This window comes from Microbacterium hydrocarbonoxydans (assembly GCF_900105205.1).
Taxonomy (GTDB): Bacteria; Actinomycetota; Actinomycetes; order Actinomycetales; family Microbacteriaceae; genus Microbacterium; species Microbacterium hydrocarbonoxydans.
In genome coordinates this window covers 1309927-1335788 of sequence record NZ_FNSQ01000005.1, presented here as the reverse complement: position 1 = coordinate 1335788, position 25862 = coordinate 1309927, and the positions used below count along the sequence as shown (strand labels likewise).

25 protein-coding genes and 1 tRNA gene are annotated in these 25862 nt (G+C 68.3%); 11 read left to right on the top strand and 15 right to left on the bottom strand.

Going from position 1 to position 25862, the window contains the following annotated elements; all coding sequences use genetic code 11:
- Positions 1-24: 24 nt before the first annotated feature.
- On the bottom strand, positions 25-357 hold the full coding sequence (locus BLW44_RS06760; protein ID WP_139305246.1) for a hypothetical protein: 333 nt from the start codon (positions 355-357) through the stop codon (positions 25-27).
- A 57-nt stretch (positions 358-414) separates the two neighbouring features.
- Here BLW44_RS06760 and trpS point away from each other — a divergent pair, with 57 nt between their 5' ends.
- The gene (gene trpS, locus BLW44_RS06755; protein WP_074731656.1) at positions 415-1419 is read left to right on the top strand and encodes a tryptophan--tRNA ligase; all 1005 of its coding nucleotides are present in this window, start codon (positions 415-417) and stop codon (positions 1417-1419) included.
- A gap of 20 nt (positions 1420-1439) precedes the next feature.
- Entirely contained in the window at positions 1440-2249 is an 810-nt protein-coding gene (locus BLW44_RS18215) for a hypothetical protein (RefSeq protein WP_245647447.1), read from the top strand.
- Positions 2250-2279: 30 nt separating this feature from the next.
- On the opposite strand, the gene pth is transcribed toward BLW44_RS18215, so the two are convergent.
- Positions 2280-2861 carry an aminoacyl-tRNA hydrolase gene (gene pth, locus BLW44_RS06745; protein WP_060927808.1) on the bottom strand — a complete coding sequence of 194 codons (582 nt, stop codon included), beginning with the start codon at positions 2859-2861 and terminating at the stop codon, positions 2280-2282.
- Between the two features lie 119 nt (positions 2862-2980).
- On the bottom strand, positions 2981-3589 hold the full coding sequence (locus BLW44_RS06740; RefSeq protein ID WP_060927807.1) for a 50S ribosomal protein L25/general stress protein Ctc: 609 nt from the start codon (positions 3587-3589) through the stop codon (positions 2981-2983).
- A gap of 223 nt (positions 3590-3812) precedes the next feature.
- Between BLW44_RS06740 and BLW44_RS18425 the strand changes: the two genes are divergently transcribed.
- From BLW44_RS18425 to BLW44_RS06725, 4 genes are all read left to right on the top strand, one after another.
- Positions 3813-3938 carry a hypothetical protein gene (locus BLW44_RS18425; RefSeq protein WP_276326184.1) on the top strand — a complete coding sequence of 42 codons (126 nt, stop codon included), beginning with the start codon at positions 3813-3815 and terminating at the stop codon, positions 3936-3938.
- A gap of 122 nt (positions 3939-4060) precedes the next feature.
- Positions 4061-5509 (top strand): NADP-dependent phosphogluconate dehydrogenase, encoded by a 1449-nt coding sequence (gene gndA / locus BLW44_RS06735; protein WP_060927806.1) that lies wholly within the window; start codon positions 4061-4063, stop codon positions 5507-5509.
- Positions 5510-5647: 138 nt separating this feature from the next.
- Complete coding sequence (locus BLW44_RS06730) at positions 5648-6376, top strand: response regulator transcription factor (protein WP_060927805.1); 729 nt, start codon at positions 5648-5650, stop codon at positions 6374-6376.
- Between the two features lie 26 nt (positions 6377-6402).
- Positions 6403-7863, top strand: a complete 1461-nt coding sequence (locus BLW44_RS06725; RefSeq protein ID WP_082724593.1) for a sensor histidine kinase — start codon at positions 6403-6405, stop codon at positions 7861-7863.
- Positions 7864-8473: 610 nt separating this feature from the next.
- Here BLW44_RS06725 and BLW44_RS06720 read toward each other — a convergent pair.
- From BLW44_RS06720 to BLW44_RS06695, 6 genes are all read right to left on the bottom strand, one after another.
- A complete protein-coding gene (locus tag BLW44_RS06720) occupies positions 8474-10048 on the bottom strand; it encodes an FAD-dependent oxidoreductase (protein ID WP_060927803.1) in 1575 nt (524 codons plus the stop codon).
- Between the two features lie 27 nt (positions 10049-10075).
- On the bottom strand, positions 10076-10933 hold the full coding sequence (locus BLW44_RS06715) for an FAD:protein FMN transferase (RefSeq protein ID WP_060927802.1): 858 nt from the start codon (positions 10931-10933) through the stop codon (positions 10076-10078).
- 16 nt (positions 10934-10949) lie between these two features.
- A complete protein-coding gene (locus BLW44_RS06710; protein WP_060927801.1) occupies positions 10950-11417 on the bottom strand; it encodes an FMN-binding protein in 468 nt (155 codons plus the stop codon).
- A 97-nt stretch (positions 11418-11514) separates the two neighbouring features.
- Positions 11515-12549, bottom strand: coding sequence for a ribose-phosphate diphosphokinase (locus BLW44_RS06705; protein ID WP_060927800.1), 1035 nt, complete (start codon positions 12547-12549; stop codon positions 11515-11517).
- Positions 12550-12556: 7 nt separating this feature from the next.
- Complete coding sequence (gene glmU, locus BLW44_RS06700; protein WP_060927799.1) at positions 12557-13987, bottom strand: bifunctional UDP-N-acetylglucosamine diphosphorylase/glucosamine-1-phosphate N-acetyltransferase GlmU; 1431 nt, start codon at positions 13985-13987, stop codon at positions 12557-12559.
- Between the two features lies 1 nt (position 13988).
- A tRNA-Gln gene (locus tag BLW44_RS06695) sits at positions 13989-14060 on the bottom strand.
- A gap of 72 nt (positions 14061-14132) precedes the next feature.
- Here BLW44_RS06695 and BLW44_RS06690 point away from each other — a divergent pair.
- Positions 14133-14627, top strand: coding sequence for a MarR family winged helix-turn-helix transcriptional regulator (locus tag BLW44_RS06690; RefSeq protein WP_074731654.1), 495 nt, complete (start codon positions 14133-14135; stop codon positions 14625-14627).
- 18 nt (positions 14628-14645) lie between these two features.
- Positions 14646-15569, top strand: a complete 924-nt coding sequence (locus tag BLW44_RS06685) for a pseudouridine synthase (RefSeq protein WP_217632039.1) — start codon at positions 14646-14648, stop codon at positions 15567-15569.
- On the opposite strand, the gene BLW44_RS06680 is transcribed toward BLW44_RS06685, so the two are convergent.
- The 6 genes from BLW44_RS06680 to BLW44_RS06655 form a co-directional block, all read right to left on the bottom strand.
- Entirely contained in the window at positions 15556-16215 is a 660-nt protein-coding gene (locus BLW44_RS06680) for a methionine ABC transporter permease (RefSeq protein WP_060928691.1), read from the bottom strand. The genes BLW44_RS06685 and BLW44_RS06680 overlap by 14 nt on opposite strands.
- The gene (locus BLW44_RS06675; protein ID WP_060928690.1) at positions 16215-17258 is read right to left on the bottom strand and encodes a methionine ABC transporter ATP-binding protein; all 1044 of its coding nucleotides are present in this window, start codon (positions 17256-17258) and stop codon (positions 16215-16217) included. The genes BLW44_RS06680 and BLW44_RS06675 overlap by 1 nt, the downstream gene beginning before the upstream one ends.
- Before the next feature lie 99 nt (positions 17259-17357).
- Positions 17358-18281 (bottom strand): MetQ/NlpA family ABC transporter substrate-binding protein, encoded by a 924-nt coding sequence (locus BLW44_RS06670; RefSeq protein ID WP_060928689.1) that lies wholly within the window; start codon positions 18279-18281, stop codon positions 17358-17360.
- Positions 18282-18372: 91 nt separating this feature from the next.
- Complete coding sequence (locus tag BLW44_RS06665; RefSeq protein ID WP_060928688.1) at positions 18373-20217, bottom strand: Na+/H+ antiporter; 1845 nt, start codon at positions 20215-20217, stop codon at positions 18373-18375.
- Positions 20218-20340: 123 nt separating this feature from the next.
- Positions 20341-22152: an ABC-F family ATP-binding cassette domain-containing protein gene (locus BLW44_RS06660; protein ID WP_060928687.1), complete on the bottom strand. Its 1812-nt coding sequence runs from the start codon at positions 22150-22152 to the stop codon at positions 20341-20343.
- Position 22153: 1 nt separating this feature from the next.
- Positions 22154-22966, bottom strand: coding sequence for an alpha/beta fold hydrolase (locus BLW44_RS06655; protein WP_060928686.1), 813 nt, complete (start codon positions 22964-22966; stop codon positions 22154-22156).
- A gap of 102 nt (positions 22967-23068) precedes the next feature.
- Between BLW44_RS06655 and BLW44_RS06650 the strand changes: the two genes are divergently transcribed.
- From BLW44_RS06650 to BLW44_RS06640, 3 genes are all read left to right on the top strand, one after another.
- Positions 23069-24451 carry an HNH endonuclease signature motif containing protein gene (locus tag BLW44_RS06650; RefSeq protein ID WP_074731652.1) on the top strand — a complete coding sequence of 461 codons (1383 nt, stop codon included), beginning with the start codon at positions 23069-23071 and terminating at the stop codon, positions 24449-24451.
- Positions 24452-24567: 116 nt separating this feature from the next.
- Positions 24568-25269: a hypothetical protein gene (locus BLW44_RS17730; protein ID WP_139305245.1), complete on the top strand. Its 702-nt coding sequence runs from the start codon at positions 24568-24570 to the stop codon at positions 25267-25269.
- Positions 25263-25811, top strand: coding sequence for a hypothetical protein (locus tag BLW44_RS06640; RefSeq protein WP_060928417.1), 549 nt, complete (start codon positions 25263-25265; stop codon positions 25809-25811). The genes BLW44_RS17730 and BLW44_RS06640 overlap by 7 nt, the downstream gene beginning before the upstream one ends.
- Positions 25812-25862: the final 51 nt, after the last annotated feature.

Sequence of the window (25862 nt, the reverse complement as noted above, 5' to 3'; positions counted from 1 at the left end):
GTCCCCCGATGGGCTGAGCGGCGATCAGGCGGTGAGCAGCGCGGCGATCAGGCCCGCCGCCACCACGAGATAGCCCAGCACGCTCCACAGATATGCGCGGCTCCTTCGTCCCGGCGAGAACACGAGCGGCACGGTCACTGCCACCAGGAGACCGAGCCCGAGTGCCAGGACGGTGCCGATGATCAGCCCGTATCCATGCGGATCGGCGGACACCGGCCCGAACCGGCTGCTCAACGCGACCCAGACGAGGAACGCGAACGAGATTCCGATGATCACCGTGAGCACGAGTCCGATGATGCGCGACACCCGCCCGCTCCCGGCGAGCATCAGGCCGGCGACCTCGGGCGGTTTCGTCATAGAGCGAGTCTTGCGTGCGGACTCTGCGGTCGCCACCGCCCCCATAGGATTGATACCGTGACGAAACCTCGCCTCTACTCAGGAATGCAGCCCTCCGCCGACTCCCTCCAGATCGGCAACTACATCGGGGCGCTCCTGCAGTGGCGAGAGCTCCAGAGCTCCTACGACGCCTACTTCTCGGTGGTCGACCTGCATGCGCTCACGGTCGCGCAGGACCCGGCCGAACTGCGCGAGAAGACACGTCGCACTGCGGCGCAGTACATCGCCGCGGGGATCGAGCCGTCCCTCTCCACGCTGTACGTGCAGTCGCACGTCCGCGCACACGCCGAGCTCGCCTGGATCCTGTCGACCATCACCGGCTTCGGCGAGGCGGGTCGAATGACACAGTTCAAGGACAAGTCGGCGCGCTACGGCGCCGACGCGACGAGCGTCGGACTGTTCACCTACCCGGTGCTGATGGCTGCCGACATCCTTCTCTACCAGACCGACGTCGTGCCCGTCGGCGACGACCAGAAGCAGCACGTGGAGCTCACGCGCGACCTGGCCGAGAGGTTCAACAGCCGATTCGGCGAGACTTTCGTCGTTCCGCGTCCCGTCATCCAGAAGGACACGGCGCGCATCTACGACCTGCAGAATCCGACCTCGAAGATGTCGAAGTCCGCCGAGAGCGACGCCGGAGTTCTCTGGATGCTCGACGATCCCGCGAAGTCCGCGAAGAAGATCATGCGCGCGGTCACCGACAACGAAGGGTCGGTGCGGTTCGACCGCGAGCAGAAGCCGGGCGTCTCCAACCTGCTGACGATCTACGCCGCTCTCAGCGGTCGCCAGATCGGCGCGATCGAGGACGAGTACGCCCGCCGCGGCTACGGAGACTTCAAGAAGGGCCTCGCGGAGGTCGTCGTGAACGAGTTCGAGCCGGTCCGCGCTCGCGCGCTCGAGCTCCTCGACGACCCGGCCGAGCTCGACCGCATCCTCGCCGCGAACGCGGCCCGTGCAGACGAGGTCGCCGACGCCACACTCGCCGCGGTCTACGACCGCGTCGGGCTGCTGCGTCGCGTCTGAGCGCCCCATAGGATGGGGGCGTGACTGATCCGCAGCTGCCCCCGTCCGGTGCCGTTCCCCCTGTGCCGCCTGCACCCGAGTCCGCAGCAGGGCAGCCGCCGGTACCGCCGCCCGCCCACGCACCCGAGGCTCCTGTCGCTCCGCAGTACGGCTCTCAGCCCACGACCCCTGCCCCGCCCGTGTACTCGGCGGAGCCTCAGGCGGCACCTCCCGCGTATCAGGCGGCACCTCCCGCGTACCAGGCAGCCCCGCCCGCCCCTCCCGCCTACCAGTCCGCACCGCCGGCTGCTCCCGCTGCTCCCGCGTTCCCGGCACCCGGCGGACACGCATCCCCCTCCTATCCCGCCCCGACCGGGGCTCCCGCGTACCCTGCCGCCCCTCCCGGCGCTTACCAGGTGCCCGTCGGAGGATACGCCGCACCCGAGGGACCGTACCGGGCGCCGGATGGCGCACCGAAGAAGTCGAGCCTGCTCGGGATGCTGGCGCTCATCCTCGCGCTCATCGCCGCAGTGGTCACCCCGATCGTGGTGGGCGTCGCCGGCTTCGAGATCGGCCGACGCATCCCCGGCGGGCTGGACACGAGCGACCGGGACTTCCTTTCGGTCCTGGCCCCCGCGCGCGACCAGGTGCTCTGGGCAGAGCTGTCCTTCTGGACCGGGACCGTGCTCGGGATCGCCGCGATCGTGATCGGCATCCTCGCGATCCGCAAGAAGCAGGCTCGCGGTGCCGGCATCGCCGCGCTCGTCGTCGCCGTGCTGGGACCGATCATCTTCTGGGTGGTCCTGCTCGTCTCCGTGTCGACGGGCACCGCCGCAGGCTTCCTGCCCTGACCGTCTCCGCCGACCGGGCCGGCTGTCGGATCAGCGCGGTGCGTGGTGCTTCTGCTGCGCGGCGAGCAGTCCCTCGTCGACGAGCATCTCGACCGCATCCGCCGCATCCGAGACGAGGATCGGCAGGTTGGCGCGTTCTTCTTTGCCGAACGGCGATAGCACCCAGTCCGCGGGGTCCTGGCGGCCCATGGGCCTCCCGATCCCGGCGCGCACCCGAGGGAACTCGGCTGTCGTGAGGGCGCGGGCGATGTCGCGCACGCCGTTGTGGCCGCCGTGCCCGCCGCCGATCTTGAGCTTGACCGTGTCGAACGGGATGTCGAGCTCGTCGTGCACGACCACGACACGCTCCGGCGGCACCGAGTAAAACCGCGCGAGCGCAGCGACGGGCGTGCCGGAGACATTCATGAACGTGTTGGGCTTGGCGAGCACGAGCTTGTCGCCTCCGGGGCGCAGCCAGGTCTCGACGACCCGCGCCCCTCCCTTGTGCTCTCGGAACGTCTCTCCTCGTCGCGCGGCGAGCTCGTCGATCACCATCTGGCCGATGTTGTGCCTAGTCGCCTCGTATCGCGGGCCGGGGTTCCCGAGCCCCACCACGAGCCAGGTGGATGCCATGTCGTCGTCCTCTCGGATGCGGGCTGCGTACAGCGCCCGGGTCAGAATACGACAGAGGGGGCGCGATGCGATCGCGCCCCCTCTGTGATGCAGTCAGCTGTGAGCTGCGCCTGCGGAGATCACTCCGCGGCGGGCTCCTCCTCGGCGGCAGCCTCGTCGGCGCCGGCCTCGTCCTCGCCCAGCGACTCCTCGGCCGGGATCGAGATCGCTACGACGAGGACCTCGGGGTCCGTCAGCAGCGTCGAGCCCTTGGGGAGCGTGACGTCGGCGGCCGTGATGTGCGCGCCCTCCTCGAGTCCCTCGACCGAGACCTCGACGTTCTGCGGCAGGTGCGTGGCCTCTGCCTCGATCGACAGAGTGTTCGCGTCCTGGTTGACGATGGTGCCGGGAGCCGACTCGCCGGTGACGATGACGGGAACGTCGATCGTGACCTTCTCACCCTTGCGGACGACCAGGAGATCGATGTGCTCGATGATCTGGTGCACGGGGTCCTTCTGGACGTCCTTCACCAGGGCGAGCTGAGGCGTGCCCTCGATGTCGAGCTCGAGCAGGGCGTTCGCACGGCGGATGATGAGCGAGACCTGGTGGCCCGGCAGTGCGACGTGCACGGGGTCGGTGCCGTGACCGTAGATGACGGCGGGGATCTTGCCTGCGGCGCGCAGACGACGGGCGAAGCCCTTGCCGAAGCTCTCGCGGAGCTCGGCCTTGACCTTGGTGTCTTCAGACATGGGGTTCTCCTTCGGGGCACGCAGCGACAGCTACGCGGTGGTCTTGGAATTGTTCTCGAACGCAGACACGTGAGGAAAGCCACCGGGCTTGCTTCGCCGCGTCGATAACGGATGCCAGCGCACGCGCAGAAGCATCCCTCGCCGAGGTACTCCTCTCATGGTACCGGATGAGCCGATAGGCTGAGGACACCGATTCCCCTCTGCAGAAACACGGAGTTCACTCATGCTCGACGGCGCCTTCTTCTCCCACGTGATCCTCTGGGTCATCGGCGCGATGACCGTGTGCGCCGCCGGCTTCACCTTCGCCGCGCTCTTCTCGCTCGGCCGCACGGGCTACCGCAAGGACTGACCCCCGCGTCTCCTGGCCGTCCAGCGCGGCCTCGCCCGATCATCGGGCGACACACGGGCGCGCCTCCCCCGGCGCCGCGATAATCTGGACGCATCCCCTTCTTCTCGATCTAGGAGCCATCTGTGCCCGAAGCATCAGCGAACATCGGAGTCGTCGGACTCGCCGTCATGGGTTCGAACCTCGCCCGCAACCTCGCCAGCCGCGAGGGCAACACGGTGGCGATCTTCAACCGCAGCTACGAGAAGACCGAGACGCTCGTCTCCGAGCATCCTGAGGCCGGCTTCATCCCCGCACAGACCTACCGGGAGTTCGCCGACTCGCTGCAGAAGCCGCGCACCGCGATCATCATGGTCAAGGCCGGCGGCCCGACCGACGCCGTGATCGACTCGCTCGTCGAGGTCTTCGAGCCCGGTGACATCATCGTCGACGGCGGAAACGCCTACTTCCCCGACACGATCCGCCGCGAGAAGGCGGTCCGCGAGACGGGCATCAACTTCGTCGGCGCCGGAATCTCGGGCGGCGAGGAGGGCGCGCTCACAGGCCCCTCGATCATGCCGGGTGGCTCGGACGAGTCCTGGATCACCCTCGGCCCGATCCTCAAGTCCATCGCCGCGATCGCCGAGGGCGAGCCGTGCGTGACGCACGTCGGGCACGACGGCGCCGGGCACTTCGTGAAGATGGTGCACAACGGCATCGAGTACGCCGACATGCAGCTCATCGCCGAGGCATACGACCTCATCCGCCGCGGCACGGGCAAGTCCCCCGCCGAGATCGCCGAGATCTTCGCCGAGTGGAACAAGGGCGAGCTCGAGTCCTACCTGATCGAGATCACCGCAGAGGTGCTGCGCCAGGTGGATGCCGAGACCGGCAAGCCGCTCGTCGATGTCATCCTCGACCAGGCCGGCGCCAAGGGCACCGGCGCCTGGACCGTGCAGACGGCCCTCTCACTCGGCGTCCCGGTCTCGGGCATCGCCGAGGCCACGTTCGCCCGCTCGCTGTCGTCGCACCCGGAGCAGCGTGAGGTCGCTCGCGCCCTGCCCGGCCCCGACGAGGAGTTCGTCGTCACCGATGAGGCCGCCTTCATCGAAGACGTCCGTCTCGCGCTGTACGCGTCGAAGATCGTCGCCTACTCGCAGGGCTTCGACGAGATCCGCGCCGGCGCCGCCGAGTACGGCTGGAACATCGACCTCGGCGCGATCAGCAAGATCTGGCGCGGTGGATGCATCATCCGCGCGCAGTTCCTCAACCGCATCGCGGACGCCTACGCCGAGAACCCCGAACTGCCCGTCCTCATGACAGCGCCGTACTTCGCCGAGGCGCTGACCCGCGGCCAGGCGTCCTGGCGTCGAGTCGTCGTGACGGCTGCTCAGGCCGGCATCCCCGCCCCGGCGTTCTCGTCGTCGCTGTCGTACTACGACGGCATCCGCGCCGACCGCCTGCCGGCCGCCCTCGTGCAGGGCCAGCGCGACTTCTTCGGCGCGCACACCTACAAGCGCATCGACAAGCCGGGCACGTTCCACACGCAGTGGTCCGGTGACCGCACCGAGATCGAGGCCGAAGACACGCACTGAGCGCGTCCGCAGCACGACGAAGGCCCCGGCGTCCACGCCGGGGCCTTCGTCATGCGCGGGGTGGTCGACGTCATGTCTCCCAGCAGACGCATAGCGGTCTCCATAGAAAACCCATAGGAGATTCCGCAGAATGGAGTCATGAGCACCGACCTCCCCGACCTGCGCCGCCCCGACGGCTCTCCCCTGCGCATCCTCGCCGTCGATGATGAGCAGATGCTCACCGATCTGCTCGCGATGGCGCTCCGCATGGAGGGCTGGGAGGTGCGCACAGCATCATCGGGTCTCGAGGCGCTGCAGGTCGCGCGCGAGTTCGAGCCGGACGCCCTGGTGCTCGACATCATGATGCCCGACCTCGACGGCATGGCGGTGCTGCGCCGCCTTCGCGAGTCCGGCAGCCTCGTCCCCGTGCTCTTCCTGACGGCGAAGGATGCCGTGGGCGACCGCGTCGCGGGCCTCACCGCGGGCGGCGACGACTACGTCACGAAGCCGTTCAGCCTCGAGGAGGTCATCGCCCGGCTCCGCGCGATCATCCGCCGTACCGGCCACGCGACAGCAGACGACGGCCAGTCGATCCTGCGCGTCGCCGACCTCACCCTCAACGAGGACAGCCATGAGGTCATGCGCGACGGCACCGAGATCGAGCTCACGGCGACCGAGTTCGAGCTCCTCCGCTACCTGATGCGCAACGAGCGCCGTGTGCTGTCGAAGGCGCAGATCCTCGACCGCGTGTGGAGCTACGACTTCGGCGGCAAGTCGTCGGTCGTGGAACTGTACATCTCCTACCTCCGCAAGAAGATCGACGCCGGCCGCACTCCCCTGCTGCACACGGTGCGCGGCGTCGGCTACATGATCAAGGCGCCTCAGTGAGCGATGCGAGGATGACGCGACGGCCGATGAGCCTGCAGACGCGGCTGATGACAGCCGTGATCGGATTCGTCTCGCTCATCCTCGTGATCGTCGCCGTGATCACCAGCGCGACGCTCGGGGCGACGCTCGAGCTCCAGCTGCAGGACCGCCTGAAGATCTACTCCGGGCAGATCACGCAGTTGGTCGGGTCGTATCCAGAGGAGGCCACGACCGTCGACACCATCCGGCCGCGGCTCAACCCGGTGCCGGGACTGCTGTTCGCGGTGTCGAGTGTCGAGGGCGGCACGAGCGGGGCGGTCTTCACCGACGCGGCGCAGAACATCGGGGCGACGGCGGACCTCACCGACGCCGAGCTCGCGCAGATCAACGACTCGCTCGCGGGACGCGCGATCGGGACGGTCTCGCTCAAGGAGTTCGGGTCGTACATGCTGGTCGCGCAGAAAGCCGCCAACGGTGCCAATGTGGTGACGGGCCTCCCCCGCACCGAGATCCAGAATCAACTGACGACGTTGCTCACCGTGATCGCGCTCGCCACCATCGGCGGCCTGATCCTCCTCGCCCTGACGACGGCGATCACGATCAGGGTGGGGCTGCGGCCACTGCGTGCCGTCGCGGCCACGGCGACTCGCGTCGCCAACCAGCCCCTCGATCGAGGTGAGGTCAAGATCACCGAGCGCGTACCGGCGTTCGAGGCGGATCCGCGCACGGAGACCGGGCTCGTCGGCGCCTCCCTCAACACGCTGCTCGACCACGTGAATGACTCCCTGGCCGCGCGGCAGAAGAACGAGGAGCAGATGCGGCGTTTCGTCGCCGACGCGAGCCATGAGCTGCGCACTCCGCTGTCGTCGATCCGCGGATACTCCGAGCTGTCGCTGCGCGCCCTCAAGCAGCAGACGGGACCGGCGGTCATCGAGGGCACGACGACCTCTCTCGAACGCATCCAGGCCCAGTCGCTGCGGATGACCCGCCTCGTGGAGGATCTGCTGCTGCTGGCTCGCCTCGACGAGGGGCGAGAGCTGGTCTACGGCACCGTCGACCTCACGCAGCTCGCGCTCGAGGGGCTGTCGGATGCCCGACCGACCGGACCCGATCATCACTGGAAGATCGAGGTCCCTGACGAGCCGATCGTCGTCATCGGCGACGCGGGACGGATGCATCAGGTCGTCGCGAACCTCCTCGCCAATGCCCGCACCCACACCCCTGCGGGTACATCGATCACGCTCAGCGTGAGCCGTGAGGGCGACGACGCGGTGCTGCGGGTGCACGACGATGGTCCCGGGATCGACCCGGACGTCCGCGACGAGCTCTTCGGCAGATTCGCTCGGGGTGACAGCTCGCGGGCGCGTCAGACCGGTGGCACCGGCCTGGGCCTCGCGATCGTGAAGGCGATCGTCGGGGGCCACGGCGGCCAGATCACGGTCGACAGCGAGCCGGGGGCCACGACCTTCGCCGTCCGCATCCCGATCAGCCCCGCTTCCGCGGACTGATCGCGTCCGCCCGCGGGGCCTCGGTCTGCTCGCCGCGGGGCCGCGGCGCGAGAGCAGGACGACCGTGCGAGATCAGGACGAACGGACAAATTCCGTCCTGATTCCGAGCTGTTCTCCTGCATTCGCGCCAGCGGCCATGACGCTGAGTGCCCGCATCCCATCCCGGCTTCCGCGGATCGACTCCCGGAAGCCGTTTCGGGGCTGCGGCCTGCCGCCGGCGAAGCCGATCGGTGCTTCACGCGGGCCGCCACCTGCTTCCCCTGCGCGGCCTCGGCACGAAAGCAGGACAACCGCGCGAGTTCAGGACGAACGGACAAATTCCGTCCTGATTCCGAGCCGTCCTCCTGCATTCGAGTCAGGGCCGGCGGCTATGACGTTCATGGCCGCACCCCATCCCGGCTCCGCCGACCGACCCGGATGCCGCGGGAGGCGCGGCCTGCTGCCTCCCTGGCCCTGCCGACGACCTGCCCTGCATGCGCGAGGCCACCGCCTGAGTGCAGGACGACCGCGCGAGTGCAGGACGACCGCGCGAGTTCAGGACCGATCGACGGAACTCGTCCTGAATTCGCGCCGTCGTCCTGCACCGGCCGCGGCACCGAAAGGCGCCGCGTCAGTACCCGGCGAAGGCGTCTGTCGTCAGCGAGCGGGCCTTCTGCAACGCGGGAGCGAGGTCGGCGATCAGGCGCGGCGGACCGGAGATGTACGAGTGCCGCTCACCGAGATCCGGCACATAGCGCTCGAGCCCTGCGGCATCCAGTCGTGCGCCCTGCGCCCACGTCCAGTGCGCGGGAAGGTTCTCCGGCTCATCGCGCGTGAACACGACCACCCGTGCACCGGTCGCGGCGAGCTCATCGCGGAACGCCAACTCCGAGCTGTCCGACGCCACATACACGAGCACGACGTCGCGCTGCTGTCCGGTGAGCTGCAGTTGCCGGAGCTGCGACACGAACGGCGTGACACCGATCCCGGCCGCCACCATGAGTACCGGTGTATCCGAACGCGGCAGGAGGAAGTCACCCCAGGTGCCGGTGACGGCGAGCGCGGAGCCGGGTTCTGCAGCCGCGAGAGCACGCTTGTAGCTCGACGGATGCTTCTGATCGCCGTCCTTGTACGCGATGCGCAGCGTCGGCAGATCTGCCGGCGCGGAGACGATGCTGAACTCACGCCTGGTGCCCCTGGCGTCGGCTCGACGATGCGGAACGTCGAGCTCGAGGTACTGACCGGGGAGGAACTTCACCGGCCCCTTCGCCCGGAAAGTCAGCTCCTGTGCGGTCGGCGTGATGAAGCGCCGCTTCTCGAGCACGAGGCGCACCGAGCCGCGCAGCGCGAAGGCGAACGCGAGCAGGTTGCCGATGAGCAGCGCGCGCTCCTGCCCGAGCGTGAACAGGGAGCCGACCGCGATCGGCCACCCGGCGAGCACGCCGACGAGAGCGGCGACCGAGAACTGCTGCCACCGTCGCGGCGGGAGGGTCAGCGGCTCCGACAGCATGAACGCCCCGAGGAAGAGGAAGGGCGACTGCAACACGGCGAACGACAGAGCGGATCCGAGTTCGAAATCGATGTCGAACTGCTGCGCCTGCACCGCCTGCCGAGCCACCGACACCGCGATTGCGACCACGAGGAAGACGACGACGATCCGCACCTTCTCGGTGCGCCAGAGCACCGCGAGGCCGAGCACGGCGACGGGGAGGAAGAGCGAGGGCGTCCCGACCCACCAGGACGAGGAGGTGCCCAGCCACTCGAGTGCCCCGAAGGAGCCGAGAATCGACACGACCGCGGCCCCGAATGCCGCCGGGTTCAGGATATGGCGGCCGCGCCAGGCGATGAGGTACTTCGACAGGCTCGCGATCGCCCCCGCGATGGCGAGCCCCAGCAGCGCGGCCGGCTCGACGCCCGGACGCAGCACGAACAGCAGGATCAGCGCGGTGACGAGTGACGACTCGATGCGCCAGGGCAGCCGCAGGATGCGCTGCGCCGCGGCATCCACGAGCGAGATGACGACCGAGAGCACGACGAAGGAGGCGACGATCTCGAGCGGCGTTGGCGAGACGATCACCCCGAGCGCCGACAGCACGATGGCGATGACGGCGAGCGCGAGCAGCGCGAACAGCACCAGGCGATACATCGAGAGACTGCCGAGCAGCGCGAGGACCCGCTGCCGAAGGGCGGTGATGGAGGTGATCACGGTTCCACTCTTCCCTACTTCGCCGCCCTAGGGGCGCGCGGTGAACAGTTCAGCAGGACAGCCGGGTGAGCGCTCCGCGCGTCCGTCGGTCGTCATGCGCACCCACTCGACGCCCCAGGAGGCTGCGAGCTCCGGACCTCCGTCGAAGAACAGAGCGGTCGCGACGGCATCCGCTCTCATCGCGTCGGGGGCGATCGCCCAGGTGGCGGCCCAGGAGCGCACCGGGACCCCGGTGCGGGCATCCAGGACGTGGTGCAGACCGTCGCCCCAAGCCCTGCGGTTGACGGCCGAGGCGCACAGGGCGGCATCCTGCAGCTCGACGACGCCGATCGCCTTGCGTGTGTCGTACGGATGCTCCAGCCCCACCCGCACGGGCGCTCCACGTGCCGCGAGGTCTCCCCCGGCATCCACCACGAGATCGCCGGGGACGTGCGCGAGCGCTGCGAGGACGAGATCGACCAGGCGTCCCTTGCCGAGGGCTCCGACGTCGAGAAGGGCAGGAGCGGATGCCACGGCCTCCCCCGCCGTCCACTGGAGCCGATCTGTCCAGTCGTCGGGCGCCGCGACCGGTTCGGATGCGGCGAGCGAGTACGACGCGTCGTACCCGAGCGCGTTCAGACTGTCCGCGACGAGCGGGTTGACCGCACCGGCGGTCGCCGAGGAGAGCTCGCGGTAGGCGTCGAGCATCGCGCCGGCATCCGAGGAGACGAGCGACCCGCCGTGGCGGCCGACCCGGGCCACCGACGAATCCGCCCGGAACCGGGACCACTCACGGTCGAAGCGCTCGATCTCGCCGGCGACCCTGTCGCGGTCATCGGCCACGAGCTCCCGCGCCGTCTCGATCTCCCACACCGTGCCGATCGCGTCGAAACGCCAGATCGCCATGCACGTGTCAGGCGCCTCAGGCGGCGGCCTGCTCCTTGATCGACCCGACGGCGTCGTTGAACCCGCCGCTGGTGAGCGACGAACCTGCGACCCGGCTGACCTCGATCTCATCGAGCGACTTGCCCACGACCTCATCGGCGATGCCGTCGATGAACTCGCCCTGGTAGCGCTCGGTCTCGGGAGCCTGCGGGTCGCCTGTCACCTCGACGTCCTCGACGAGCCCGTCGGCGATCGTGAGGGTGACGCTGATCTTCTCGACCGTCTCAGGCGTCTGGTACGAGCCGTCGGCAGTGTAGGTGCCGTCGGTGTAGTCGCCGGCCGACGCACCGGAGTCGGTCGACTCCGTGCTCGAATCGGTGCCGGTGTCGGTGGACTGGTCTTCGGCGTCGGCGGTGCCGGAGCACCCTGCGAGGACGAGAAGCCCTGCGACGCCGGCGAGGGCTGCGCCCTTGCGAACAGAAGTCGGAACAGTCGTGCGGATCATGATGGTCCTTCCGGCCTTGATCGATGTGATGTCTCGACCGTAGGGACGTCTTCTATGCGCGGGCTGTGTCCGATATATGGGCTGTCCGACGCAACGCTTACGCGTCGCCGCCGAACATGCTCGTGACGGATCCGTCCTCGAAGACCTCGTGGATGGCGCGTGCGAGGAGCGGAGCGATCGGCAGGATCGTCAGCTTGTCCCACCGACGGGATTCCGTGAGCGGAATGGTGTCGGTGATGACGACCTCGTCGATCGAGGCGTCCTGCAGGCGCTCGGATGCCGGGTCGCTGAAGATCGCATGGGTCGCAGCGACGATCACGCGGTGCGCGCCGTTCGCCTTGAGCGCCTGCGCGGCCTTCACGATCGTGCCGCCGGTGTCGATCATGTCGTCGACCAGGAGGCAGGTGCGACCCTCGACGGTGCCCACGATCTCGTGCACGGAGACCTGGTTCGCGACCTTCGGGTCGCGACGCTTGTGGATGATGGCGAGCGGGGCGCCGAGGCTGTCCGACCAGGTGTCTGCGACCCTGACCCGGCCCATGTCGGGCGAGACCACGGTGAGGATCTTGCGGTCCTCGGGGCTGAGCGTGCGCTGAAAGTAGTCCATCAGGACGGGCTTCGCGAAGAGGTGGTCGACGGGACCGTCGAAGAAGCCCTGGATCTGAGCGGCGTGCAGGTCGACGCTCATCACGCGGTCGGCACCGGCCGTCTTCAGCAGGTCGGCGACGAGACGGGCGCTGATCGGCTCCCGGCCACGGCCCTTCTTGTCCTGACGCGAATACGGATAGTACGGGGCGACGACCGTGATGCGCTTCGCGGAGGCGCGCTTGGCCGCGTCGATCATGATGAGCGTCTCCATGAGCCACTCGTTGACCGGCTCGCCGAAGGTCTGGATCAGGAACAGATCGCAGCCTCGGATCGACACCTCGAACCGGGCGTAGATCTCTCCGGAGGCGAAGGTCCGGTGCTCCGTCGGCACGACCTCCGTACCCAGTGCGTTCGCGACGGCGGCGGTCAGCTCGGGGTGCGAGCGGCCTCCCGCGACGACGAGCCGCTTCTTGGTCTTGGCGACGAGACCCGGAGCGATGCCGTTGTCCCGGTCCAGATCGACGGTCTTCTTCTTGCGCGCCATCGTTTGCCTACTCCGCCACTCGGGATCGGGCTGCGGCGTCTGCCGCGCCCGTGCCTGCTCTGTTCTTCTCGACCCAACCCTCGATGTTGCGCTGAGGGGCGACGCTCATGGCAAGGGATCCGGCGGGGACGTCCTTGCGGACGACCGCTCCGGCACCTGTCTTGGCGCCGGCTCCCAGCCTAACGGGCGCGACGAGGGTCGTGTGCGAGCCGGTGTGCACCTCGTCCTCGACCACGGTGCGATGCTTGTTCACGTCGTCGTAGTTCGCGGTGATCGTGCTCGCGCCGAGGTTCACGCCGCGTCCGATGGTCGCGTCGCCGACGTACGAGAGGTGCGGGACCTTGCTGCCCTCCCCGATCTCGGCGTTCTTCGTCTCGACGTAGGCGCCGATCTTGCCCCTGGCGCCCAGCACGGTGCCGGGGCGGAGGAACGAGAAGGGTCCGACGGTGGCCTCGGCGCCGATCACGGCGAGAGTGGCGTCCGTGCGGCGGACGATGGCATCCGCCCCGACCTCGCAGTCCACGAGTGTCGTGTCCGGGCCGATGATGGCACCCTCGGCGATCGTGGTGGCCCGCAGGATGTGGGTGTTCGGGAGGACGGTGACGTCGGGCGCGAGAGTGGCGTCGTCGTCGATCCACGTCGTCGCCGGGTCGATCACGGTGACGCCCTCGAGCTGCCAGCGGCGCACGATGCGGCGGTTGAGCAGTCGGCCCACCTCGGCGAGCTGCGCCCGGTCGTTGACGCCGTAGGTGACGGTGACGTCGGAGACGACGGATGCCGCGACACGGCTGCCGTCGCGGCGGAGGAGCCCTGGCACGTCCGTCAAGTACATCTCGCCCTGCGCGTTATCGACGCCGACCGAGGGCAGGTACTTGCGCAGCGTCCCGACGCGGAAGACGTACATGCCGGCGTTGATCTCACGCACCGAAGCCTCATCGGCGCTGGCATCCTTCTGCTCGACGATGCGGTCCACCCCGCCGTCCGCGTCGCGGATGACGCGTCCGTAGCCGGTCGGGTCCTCGACGACCGCGGTCATGAGCGTCGCCTCCGCCTCTGCCGAACGGTGGGCATCGAGGAACGAGCGCAGCGTGTCGGCGTCCGCGAGCGGGCAGTCACCGGAGAGGACGAGCACGTCGCCGTCGAAGTCGTCCGGCAGGGCATCCACCGCGACCTGCACCGCACGACCGGTGCCTGGCACCTCGTCCTGGTCGATGAACACCGCGTCGGGGTAGTCCTTCTCGAGCGCGGCGACGACCTGGTCGCGCTCGTGCCTGACCACGACCTCGACGTGAGATGCCTCCAGCCGACCGGCGGTCGTGAGGACGTGCCCGACGAGCGGCCGTCCGCCGATCGGGTGCAGCACCTTGGGGAGGCGCGAGCGCATACGGGTGCCTTGGCCGGCGGCGAGGATGATGATGGCGAGATTGTTCCCAGTCATGCTCCGCCGCCAGGACTCGAACCTAGACCTAACAGCTCCAAAGGCTGTCGTGCTGCCATTACACCACGGCGGACCGCGACCCCCAGAGGGAGCCGCTGGTCAAGTCTGCCACGTCCGCCCGTGTGCGAACCGCGATAATGGACGGATGACAGAGGCTGATGAGGTTGATCGGATCGTCGGCGCCTGGAACACGCAGCGCCCCGACCTCGACTTCTCGCCTCTCGAGGTGCTGTCGCGGATGGACCGGCTGACGCGGCTGCTCGACCGGGCCCGCCGTGATGTGTTCCGGCGCAGCGACCTCGAGGCCTGGGAGTGGGATGTGCTCTCGGCCCTGCGCCGCGCCGGCGCACCGTTCCAGCTGTCGCCCAAGCAGCTGCTGCAGCAGACCCTGGTCTCCAGTGGCACCATGACGAATCGCATCGACCGGCTCGTCACCCGCCGGTTCGTGCGGCGGGAGGCGGACCCCGCCGACGGACGCAGCGTGCTCGTCACTCTCACCGACGACGGGCGCATCCGGGTCGATGCCGCCATCACCCGCCTCGTCGATGTCGAGGACGACCTGCTGCAGGCGCTCTCGCGCGGTGACCGCGACCGACTGGCCGGCCTGCTGCGCAAGCTCAGCCTGAGCTTCGACGCGTGAGGGGCTGAGCGGATGGGCATGCTCTCCCCCCTTCCGGTGCGCGACGGCGTCGGCGCGACGCGCCTGCACGTGCCGCTGCGCGGCGAGTGGCCGACCGTGGCCGCGTACATGATCGAGCGCTTCTTCCACCTCGATCCTGAGGGGCTGCTGTCGCGCTTCGACCGCGGCGAGATCGTGGCTCGGGACGGTCGTCCGCTGGCGAGGGACACGCCGCTCGGCGCGGAGGAGTTCATCTGGTACTACCGGGATCCCCCCGTCGAGACCCGGATGCCGGTGGAGATCGAGGTCCTGCATCAGGACGAGGACCTGGTCGTCATCGACAAGCCGCACTTCCTGCCGACCATCCCCGGCGGCCGGTTCCTGCAGAACTCGGCGCTGGTGCGGCTGCGCAATCTGCTCGACAATCCCGAGCTCGCGCCGATCCACCGCCTGGACAGGGCGACCGCCGGGATCCTGATGTTCTCGGCTCGCCCAGCCACCAGAGGGCGGTACCAGCTGCTGTTCGAGACGCGGCAGGTGCAGAAGGTCTACGAGGCGGTGTCGGCCCGCCCGACCGACTGGGACGCGTCGCGCTTCCCCCTCGTGTACCGCAACCACATCGTGAAGCTCCGCAACGAGCTGAAGGTGCAGGTCGACGACGAACGCGAGCCCAACGCCGAGACGCTCATCGACGTGATCGACGCAGACGAGCGCGTCGTGCACACGCTGCTGCGTCCGCACAGCGGCAAGATGCATCAGCTGCGGGTGCACCTCGCAGCGCTCGGGCTCGGCATCCTCAACGATCCGTTCTATCCGCAGCTCACCGGCGAGCATCCGGATGACTTCGACCACCCGATGCAGCTGCTCGCGCGCGAACTGCACTTCGTCGATCCGCTCAGCGGCGCGCCGCGGGTCTTCACCACGACGCGCACGCTGCAGGAGGCCCCCCTCAGCGGCGCATGATCCTGCGCGCCAGCCACGTGCCCAGCAGCTGCACGAGGTGCACGAAGACGACGATCAGCACGATCGCGGTCCACATGACGACGGGCTCGAACTGCCGGAAGCCGTAGATCTGGGCGAACGCGCCGAGGCCGCCGCCGCCGATGAGTCCTGCCATCGCCGTCATGTCGATCAGAGCCACGACGATGAACGTGTAGCCGAGGATGAGCGGGCCGAGGGACTCCGGGATCGCCACGGTGAACAGGATGCGGGCTGGCCCCGCTCCCATCGCGCGCGCCGCCTCGATCACGCCGGGCGAGACGGACACGAGGTGCTGCTCGACGATGCGGCCGATCGCGAAGGCTGCGGCGAGACCGATCATGAACGCACCGGCTGTCGTGCCGATACCCGTGCCGACCACCACCCGCGCGAACGGCTGGGCGACCGCGACGAACAGCACGAACGGGATCGGCCGGAAGAAGTTGACGCCCAGGTTCGCGATCACCGCGATGACGCGGTTCTCGGCGAGCCCGCCGGGGCGGGTGACGTACAGGATGACACCGATCGCGAGGCCGAGGATGCCGCCGAGCACGAGGGCGAACGACGTCATGTACAGCGTCTCGAGAGCGGCCTTCCACAGATCGGGCCACAGTTCGTTCAGACGATCCATCAGCGCGCCTCCTCTTCGGCGATCTCGGTCACTTCGACGCGCTGGCCGATCTGTTCGAGGGTCCGGTCGATCACCGCGTCCTCACCGCGGATCGCGAGCGTCAGATGCCCGAAGGCCCGCCCGCGGATGTCGTTGATGCCGCCGTACACGAGCTCGAAGTCGAGCCCGGCACCGGCGAGGTCGAGGAACACCTGAGCCTGCGACGTGTCGCCGTCGCGGAACGAGAAGGTCACGAGACGTCCCTGGTGGCGCTCGCGCAGCACCGCCCGCTCGGACGGCGTCGGCACGCCCTTCACGACCGTGCCGACGAAGCGCTGGGATGCCGGGTTCTGCGGCGCCGAGAAGACGTCGAACACGTCGCCCTGCTCGATCACCCGACCGTTCTCCATCACCGCGACCTTGGTGGCGATGGTCTGGATGACGTCCATCTCGTGCGTGATCACCACGATCGTCACGCCCTGCTCCTGGTTGACCCGCTTGAGCAGGTCGAGCACTTCGTGGGTGGTCTGCGGGTCCAGTGCGCTGGTCGCCTCGTCGGCGAGCAGGATCGCCGGCCCCGTGGCGAGCGCGCGTGCGATGCCGACGCGCTGCTTCTGCCCACCGGACAGCTGTTCGGGGAAGGCCTTGGCTTTGTCGGCGAGGCCGACGAAGCTGAGCAGCTCAGTCACCCGCGCATCGATGTCGGCCTTCGACCAGCCGGCCAGCTTCAGCGGGTAGGCGATGTTGGCCTTGACGCTGCGCGAGGCGAACAGGTTGAACTGCTGGAAGATCATCCCGATGCCGCCGCGGACCTTGCGCAGCTCGCTCTCCCTGAGCGCGGTGATGTCGACGTCGTCGACCGTGATGGTGCCGCTCGTCGCCGGCTCGAGGGCGTTGATGAGACGCACAAGCGTCGACTTGCCGGCACCGGAGTATCCGATGATGCCGAACACGTCGCCCTTCTCGATCGAGAGGGTGACGTCGTCGACGGCCACGACCTCGGACTCGTCACGGGTGCGCGGCGGATAGGACTTGGAGACGTTCGTCAGGGTGACGATCGGCATGGGCTGCTCCGGTCTGCTTCGGGAACGAAGAATCGGGTGACGCACGAAGCGCCACCCGATTCTCCCTCATCGACGGGGTGTGGTTCTCCCCGGCTCGACTTACTTGTTGGCCTCGGTGTCTTCCTGAACCTTCTTCAGCGAGGCGACCAGATCCTCGACCGGGGTCTGCAGCGGCACCGCGGTGTTGCCGGAGGACTCGAGGAGACCGGCCTGGACGTCCTCGTTCGTCTGGAAGATCTCCACGAGCTTGAGGTACGTCTCGTTGTCGGCGTCCTCGGCGCGAGCGGCGAAGATGTTCGCGTACGGCAGCGCGTTCGGGTCCTCCGGGTCGTCCTGGGCGATCGCGTCCTCGAACGTCAGGCCGGCATCCTCGACGAAGTCGTTGTTGATGATCGCCGCGGCGACGTCCGGCAGCGAGGTCGGGATCAGTGCGGCCTCGAGCGCGGTGACCTTGACCTTGGACTTGTCGGTGTCGACGTCGGAGAGGTCGGAGAAGATGGTTCCGCCGCTCTTGAGCTCGATCAGGCCGGCCGACTGCAGCACGAGCAGGGCGCGGGCCTGGTTCGACGCGTCATCCGGAACCGCGACGGTCTCTCCCTCGGGGATGTCGTCGACGTCGTCGAACTTCTGCGAGTACAGACCGAGCGGGTAGATCGCGGTCGAGCCGATCGGGGTCAGGTCGGACCCGGACGCGGTGTTGTACTCGGCGAGGTACACGATGTGCTGGAACTGGTTGAGGTCGATCTCGCCCTCGGTGAGCGCCGGGTTGGGCTGCTCGTACGAGCCGAAGTCGACAAGCTCGACCGTGATGCCCTCGTCAGCGGCTGCCTCGACGAAAGGAGCCCACTGTGCGTCTCCCTTGCCGACGACGCCGATCTTGACCGTCTCGTCCTCGGAGGCGCCGGAGCCGCCGGAGCCGGCGTCGGAGGATGCGGTGGCGCAGCCTGCGAGGGCGACGAAGAGCGGGACCGCGGCGAGCGCGGCGATGACGGATGTGGTCCGACGGGATGCGGTGATGGACATGAGTGTTCGGGTTCCTCTCTTGGGGGACTCGAATACGTTAGGCAGGGCGACGTCGTCGACGACAATCGAGCGTCACAGAGCGTCACAGCTCTCAGTCGTACTCCTCGATGCCCTGCAGACGCACCTGTTCGAGGTCGAGCCGCGCCGAGATCCGGCGCACGACGAGGTCGTCGACCGTGCCGTCCCTGCGCAGTCCGAGCAGCACCTCCCGCTTGCGGTCGATGAGCGCGAGCTTGAGCCGCGTGTGCTCCTCGTGGCGCAGCAGCGGCGAGCGCTGCATCACGTCGACGTCCGCCGAGGTGGCGAGCATCTGCAGGGTCCTGACCTCGCCCTCGGTGCCGTCCCCGTCTCCCCCGATGACGGCGATCTCCGGCTGCCGCAGCACCTGCGCGGCATCCGGGCCCTCGCTTCCTGGGCCGCCTTCTGATGAGCCGTCGTCTGCGGAGTCCGCGTCCGCTCCCCCGCCGATCTGCTGCCCGCGTCCGAGCGGGTCCGGCTCGTCGAGCAGCACGTCGAGGGCCTGCGCCTCGGCATCGATGATCGCCTGCTCCCGTGCGAGGGCGCGGGCGTTCGAGAACTCGAGCATCTGATAGCCCTCGGCGCGCACCTTGTCGCGGATCTCCTGCCCGACACCGTGCTCGACGGCGAGGTCGTCGAGGGCCGCGAGTGCCGCACCCGAGATCGTCCGCTCCGCGAGTTCGTACTCCTCGTCCTCGATGTGGTCCACCGGGAACCGTGCCCACCGCACCACGGCGGGCAGCAGCGGGCCCTGCACGAGCAGGCTGAGCAGGATCACACCGGCTGTCACGAACACGATCTCGTCACGTCCGGCGATCTCGCCCTCGGTCGCGCTGGCCACCGGCACGGACAGCGCGATGGCGAGGGAGACGGCGCCTCTCATGCCGGCGACCGTCGACACCGCCATGGACCGTGCCCGGAGGCCCGGCGACGGTCGGGTCCCCGCCCGCCGCTGGAACGGGACGTTCATCACCTGGAACAGGTAGCGCACGACGAGCAAGGTCACCCAGACTGCGAGCGTGATCAGCACCAGGCGTCCGATGGCGGCGGCCGAGATCTCGTGCGCGACGAACTGCACCTCGAGGCCGATCAGCACGAAGAGCGCGCCGTTGAGCAGGAAGACGCCGAACGGCCAGGCGGCATCCGCCTGACGTCGGGACGATGCTGTCGTGACACGGGGCGACACGTACGCGACGATGAGACCGGCGACGACCACCGCGAGCACACCGGATGCGTGCACGATCTCGGCGAGGAGGAACGCGGAGAACGGGATGAGCAGGAGGGCGACGTTGATGACGATGGTCGACGAGGTCCGCCGCATCAGCAGGTAGCCGAGCGCGGCGATCACGACGCCGGCGGCGATGCCCCCGACATACGAGGTGAGCACCGACATGGTGACCGACAGCGGAGTGATGTTGCCGCCGAGGGCGAGCGAGACCGCGATCGCGTACAGCACGAGCGCCGTGCCGTCATTGGTCAGGCTCTCGGCCTTGAGCTTCATGAACATGCGTCGAGGCAGCAGCCTGCCGAGGGCGGCGACCGCCGTCGCATCCGGGGGCGCCACGGCGGCACCGAGGATGAGGGCGGTCTCCCACGGCATCCCGAACAGCACTCCGACGCCGGCGACGGCGAAGGCGGATCCCACGACCAGCAGGGTGCTCATCGGAAGGATGTAGCGGAAGTCGCGCCTGATCGAGCGCAACGACGTGGTCAGGCTCTCCCAGAAGAGCATCACCGGCAGGAACAGCAGAAGCACCGTCTCCGGCGGCAGCTGGATCTCACGCAGCTCAGGGACGAAGCCGAGCAGCAGGCCGAAGATGACCAGCACCAGCGGCAGCGCGAGCCGAATCCGTGGCGCCAACAGCGTGCCGATGAGGATCGTGAGTCCGATCAGGACGGTGACCTCGAGTCCTTCCATCCGAACCTCCCGGGTACCGCAGGATCAGGCTGTGCGATCCCGGATCGGATCGAATCCCGCCCAGAGCACAGCGCATTCGACTGCCACCGTATTCCCGCGGCGGCAGAATCGCGAGCGTTCGCGTCAGTCGAGCTCTTCGGTCAGCTCGAACCAGCGGAGCTCGAGCTCCTCGATCTCGGCCTGCTGATCGCTGATCGCCTTCATCTTGTCGCCGAGGCCCGCGAAGTCCGACTGATCATGGTCGGCCAGTGCGGTCTTCGCCTTGTCGACCTGCTGCGTGAGCTTCTGGATGCGGCGCTCCAGAGCCGAGACCTCCTTCTGCGCAGCGCGGAGGGCTGCGCCGTCGAGGCTGGGGGCCTTCTTCTCGGTGTTGACGGCCGTCTGCGACCGGCCGGGCGCCGAGGTCTGCAGCTGGCGCAGTCGCAGGTACTCGTCGACCCCGCCTGGCAGGTGCCGCAGGTGCCCGTCGAGGATCGCGAACTGCTGGTCGGTCACGCGCTCGAGGAAGTAGCGGTCATGGCTGACGACCAGCAGGGTGCCCGACCAGGAGTCGAGCAGGTCCTCGATCGCCGCGAGCATGTCGGTGTCGAGGTCGTTGGTGGGCTCATCGAGGATCAGCACGTTGGGCTGGTCGAGGAGCACGAGCAGCAGCTGCAGGCGGCGCTGCTGACCACCGGAGAGGTCCTTCACCGGGGTGGAGAGCTGCGCGGAGTCGAAGCCGAGCCGTTCGAGCAGCTGCCCCGGGGTGAGCTCCTGCGCCTTCGATCCTGACCCCATCGTGTACGAGGTGCGCAGCCGCGAGATCACGACGCGGACAGGCTCGCGCCGCAGGTCCTCGAGCTCGTCCAGGCGCTGGGTCAGCGTCTTCACCTTGACCGTCGTGCCGCGCTTCACGCGGCCCACGGTGGGATCGACGGTGCCGGAGATGAGTCCGAGCAGGGTCGACTTCCCTGCGCCGTTGACACCGAGGATGCCGGTGCGCTCCCCCGGCGCGATGCGCCACTCGACGTCGCGCAGCACTTCCCGCGTGCCGCCGTCGACGGTCGGATAGGTCACCCCGACGTCCAGGAGGTCGACGACGTCCTTGCCGAGGCGCGAGACGGCCAGCGACTGCAGCGACACCTTGTCGCGGATCTCGGGGACGTCGGCGATCAGCTCGTTCGCCGCGTCGATGCGGAACTTGGGCTTCGCCGTGCGCGCCGGCGCTCCTCGGCGAAGCCAGGCGAGCTCCTTCTTGGCCAGATTCTGGCGCTTGGCCTCGGTGGCGGCCGCCATGCGGTCGCGCTCCACGCGCTGCAGGATGTAGGCCGCGTACCCGCCCTCGAAGGGCTCGACGATGCGGTCGTGCACCTCCCAGGTCTCGGTGCAGATCTCGTCGAGGAACCACCGGTCGTGCGTCACGACCAGGAGCGCTCCGGAGTTCGGGCTCCACCGCTTCTTGAGGTGTCCGGCGAGCCAGGTGATCGCCTCGACGTCGAGGTGGTTGGTGGGCTCGTCGAGGGCGATGACGTCCCAGTCGCCGGTCAGCAGCTTGGCGAGGGACACACGGCGCCGCTGGCCACCGCTGAGAGAGCCGATCTCGGCATCCCACGGCAGGTCCTTCAGCAGCCCTTCGATCACGTCGCGGACGCGGGGGTCGCCCGCCCACTCGTACTCAGGGGTGTCGCCGACGACTGCCGCGCTGATCGTCAGGTCGTCGCTGAGCGTGTCGGCCTGCGAGAGGACGCCGATCGTGGTGCCGCCGCGCACGGTGACACGTCCGGAGTTCGGCTCCTTGATGCCGGCGAGCATCCCGAGCAGGCTCGACTTGCCGTCGCCGTTGCGGCCGACGATGCCGATGCGGTCACCTTCTTCGATGCCGAGGGTCACGGAGTCGAAGACGACCCTCGTCGGATATTCGAGATGAAGGGCCTCTGCCCCGAGAAGATGTGCCATGTCACCTCTCAGGGTAGTCGGGTGCGCTGTACGGCTCGCTCAGTCGGGCTCTGCTCTTATGGACGCCGCTGGGTTCTCTGCTGATGTGGTTCTCGCGTGCGGGAGCGAACAGCTCGGGGAGCGCGGCGGTGAACTCGTCGAAGTGGCTGTACCAGATCGTGTGTGCGACTTCGGGGATGCGTCGCACCTCGACGCCGTTCGCCTCGAACCGCCGCACGTCGTCGTCGCTCACCCAGTCGCTCGGGTCGGCTCGGACGACGATGGAACCGGCGGCGGGAAGCCACGAGTGATCGGGTCCGCAGGAGATCGACGCCATGGTCGCCGGATCGAACCGGGAGGCGGCTCTGGCTTCGACCTCGGCATCCTGGGCGGAGTAGAAGGGCCGGGAGCGCCGCAGCCATTCGGACGAGAGGCGGGCCGCTCTGTCGCGCTCATAGCGGGCCGTCAGTGTGGCGCGATCCTGGCCGCCGGGGAGCGCGAGACCCGCGTCGACGTAGACCGCGAGGGCAGGCTGCAATCGCCGCGCCGCCTCGGCGAGGACGGTCGCGCCGTAAGAGTGGCCGACGGCGACGACGGGATGCTCGGGGGCGAGCCTTCTGATGGTCTCCGCGACGGAGGACCCCGCCCGCTCGATCGTCAGGTGCGGGTCGCGAGGCGAGAGGCCGTGACCGGGGAGATCGAGGGCGAGCACACGCCATCTCTGTTCGACGAGCAGCGGGATGACGCGCCACCAGCTCTCCGATGAGCCCATCATCCCGTGCAGCAGAACGGCGGTGTGGGGGCCGGTTCCGACGTCGACGGCGTGAAGGAGCATCGAGTCAGTGTCGCACAGGTCGTTACCCGTTCGAGATCATATCCGTTTCGGAATACCTCGAATCTTTCTTCTAATGTCGGTGGTCCGTGATCTACTCGAATCATGACAGCACTGCTCGATGCGACCGACACACAGATGGCGACTCTCGCCGGTCTCGTGGCGTCGCTCGAGGCTGCCGAATCCACCCTCAGCAGCATGACCGCAGCGCGTGACGGGCTGCTCGCGATCGCCGGTCGCCTCGCGATCGACATCGCGAAGCAGGGCGACCATCCCGACAAGGGCGACCACTCGATCCGGACCATCGCTGCCGAGATCGCCGCCGTCCAGCACGTCAGCGACCGCACCGTCGAGCGGCGGATGATGTCAGCGGGGATGCTGGTCGACCTGTTCCCGAGCGTGTGGGCCGCGCAGGGTGCCGGACGCATCAGTGCCGCGCATTCCCGCGTCATCGTCGACGCCGGGGCGCACCTCGTGTCGGAGAGCGATCGTGCGGCGTATGCGGCGGTCGTACTCCGGCTGGCCGAGGCCGAGTCTCCCATCCGCTTGCGCGCGCTGGCCCGGCGCGTCGCGCAGCGGCTCGCCCCGTCGACGATGACGGCGCGCCACCGCACGGCGCGAGCGCAGCGGCGGATCTGGATCACCGACGGCGAAGACGGCATGGCGGCGCTGCACGCCCATGTGCCCGCAGCGCTCATCCACGGCATGTTCGACCGGCTGTCGCAGATGGCGCACGCGCTGCGGACGGAGAACCTCCGCGCTCAGCGGGACGCGGCGCGCGAGGGTCGCGAGTTCATCACCGATGACCGCACCGTCGATGAGATCCGCGCCGACCTGCTCGTCGATCTCGTGCTGACCGGAGCTCCCGCGGGACATGACACCGAAGACGGCCTGCTCGGCGAGATCGACGCGCGCATCGAGGTCACGGTCCCCGTGACGACGCTGATGGACGTCGGAGGGGGCGCTGATGATGCGCCCGGTGACGGGCCGGTGCCCGGGTCTGAGGGCCGTGACGGCTCGACTACGGGGCGTGCGCCTGCGGCAGAGCTCGACGGCGTGGTGCCGATCGACGCCGCGACCGCACGCATATTGGCCGGCGCGGCTTCGGGATGGGACAGGGTGCTGACGCATCCCATCGACGGTCGGGTCCTCGCCGTCGATCGCTACCGACCGAGTCGGCGGCTGCGCCGACATCTGAGGGCGCGGGATCAGCGATGTCGATTCCCCGGATGCGGGGTGACAGCCCGCAAGTGCGATCTCGACCACAATCATGCGGCGTCGAGCGGAGGCGAGACCTGCGAGTCGAATCTGGCGTCGTTCTGTCGACGCCACCATGTGCTCAAACACCACTCCCCCTGGCACGTCGCTCAGGGTCCGGGCGGAGTCCTCGAGTGGACCAGTCCGACCGGTCGCACCTACATCGACGCGCCACCCGTGCCGAACACGGTCACATTCACGAGCTCAGACGGGGTGCGAGCGCCATTCTGACCGCCGCGCGGTGCTGCTGCGCTTCGTCACGCTCGGTCGCCTCGAGCTGTCGCCTCATGCTGTCACCCTGAGCTGTCGCCCCGTGCTGTGGATAACTCACCCGCGGACTACCTCGCTTGACCTACGGTGGCGCGGTGACTTCTCCTCGTTTCCGCTTTGCGTCCGCCCGTTCCCGGCAGCTCCTCGTTCTCGGTATCTGCATCGCGGCGTGCGCTTCCACCGGCTGCGCACCGGCGTCGGCTCCAGGCCCCTCTCCTGAGCCGAACCCCGCAGAGGAGCGATCACCGGCTACCGCCGAGGAGGTTTACCAGTCCTATATCGACGCCACGAACGCGATTGACCTCTCCGACCCCGAGACGTTCACAGCCGTAGCCGAGTTCACGAGTGCAGGTCTCTACGCCGGTCTCTTGGAATCGTGGACCGACGGTCACGAGAACCAGCGTGTCATCGGCGGAAAGGCAGTCGTCGCCTACTTCCGCGTGATGGAAGTGGGCTTCAATCATGCTGTCTCGGCTGCGGCGTGCCTCGACATGTCCGACATCACCTACGTCGATCGCAACGGTGTGTCACTGATCGCGGAAGGCTCGTCGCGCTTCTTGGCGAGCGCTGTCGACTTCATCTGGCTCGACGGCGAACTGCTCCTCAACAGTCAGAAGGTCGATCCGATCGATCATTGTCCCGCCGCGTACCGCACGGCCACGCCAGTCGCCCCTGCGCCAGGCGCCCCTGATACGCCGATGCCCGACGCCCCCTCGCGAGAACAGGGCGAGATCTGCCTCTCGTCTCCGGACGACCACACGATATGTGGAGGATGGTGATGCAGAAATCAGCGAAGTGCCGACGCAGGATCGCCGTGATCAACGGGCTGGTCGCACTCGTGGCGTGCTTACTCCTGGCGTGCGCTCCTGCCCCGGCGCCGACGCCCTCTCCGACACCGGCGTTCGCCAGCGAGGAAGCGGCGTTCGAGGCGGCTGAGGAGGTGTACCGGGCATACAACGATGCACTGAATGCGCGGTCGGCAGGAACCTCAGGCGCCGATCCGCACCAGTACTTGACGGGTCTCGCGCTAGAAGGCGACATAGACACCCAAACCCTCTTGTTATCGAGCGGTATGCGGGTGACAGGAGCCGCGATGGTTGAGAGCTTTGTTGGAGAGTCGGCCGACATGGGCGGAAGCGCATCTAGAGTCATCGGTGTCGCCTGCATCGATGTCTCATCCGTAGTCCTGCTGGATGAGTCGGGCGCGAACGTGACCCCGCCCGAGAGGGGAGACAAGATCGCGCAGCGCATCGTCTTCACAGGCTCCGCTGAATCGATGCTGATCGCAGATGAATCTGTTGCGGATGTCTCGGCATGTTGATTCAAGGTGCCGCCGCATGCGTCGGATTGCTTATGCTGCTGGGTTCAGCGG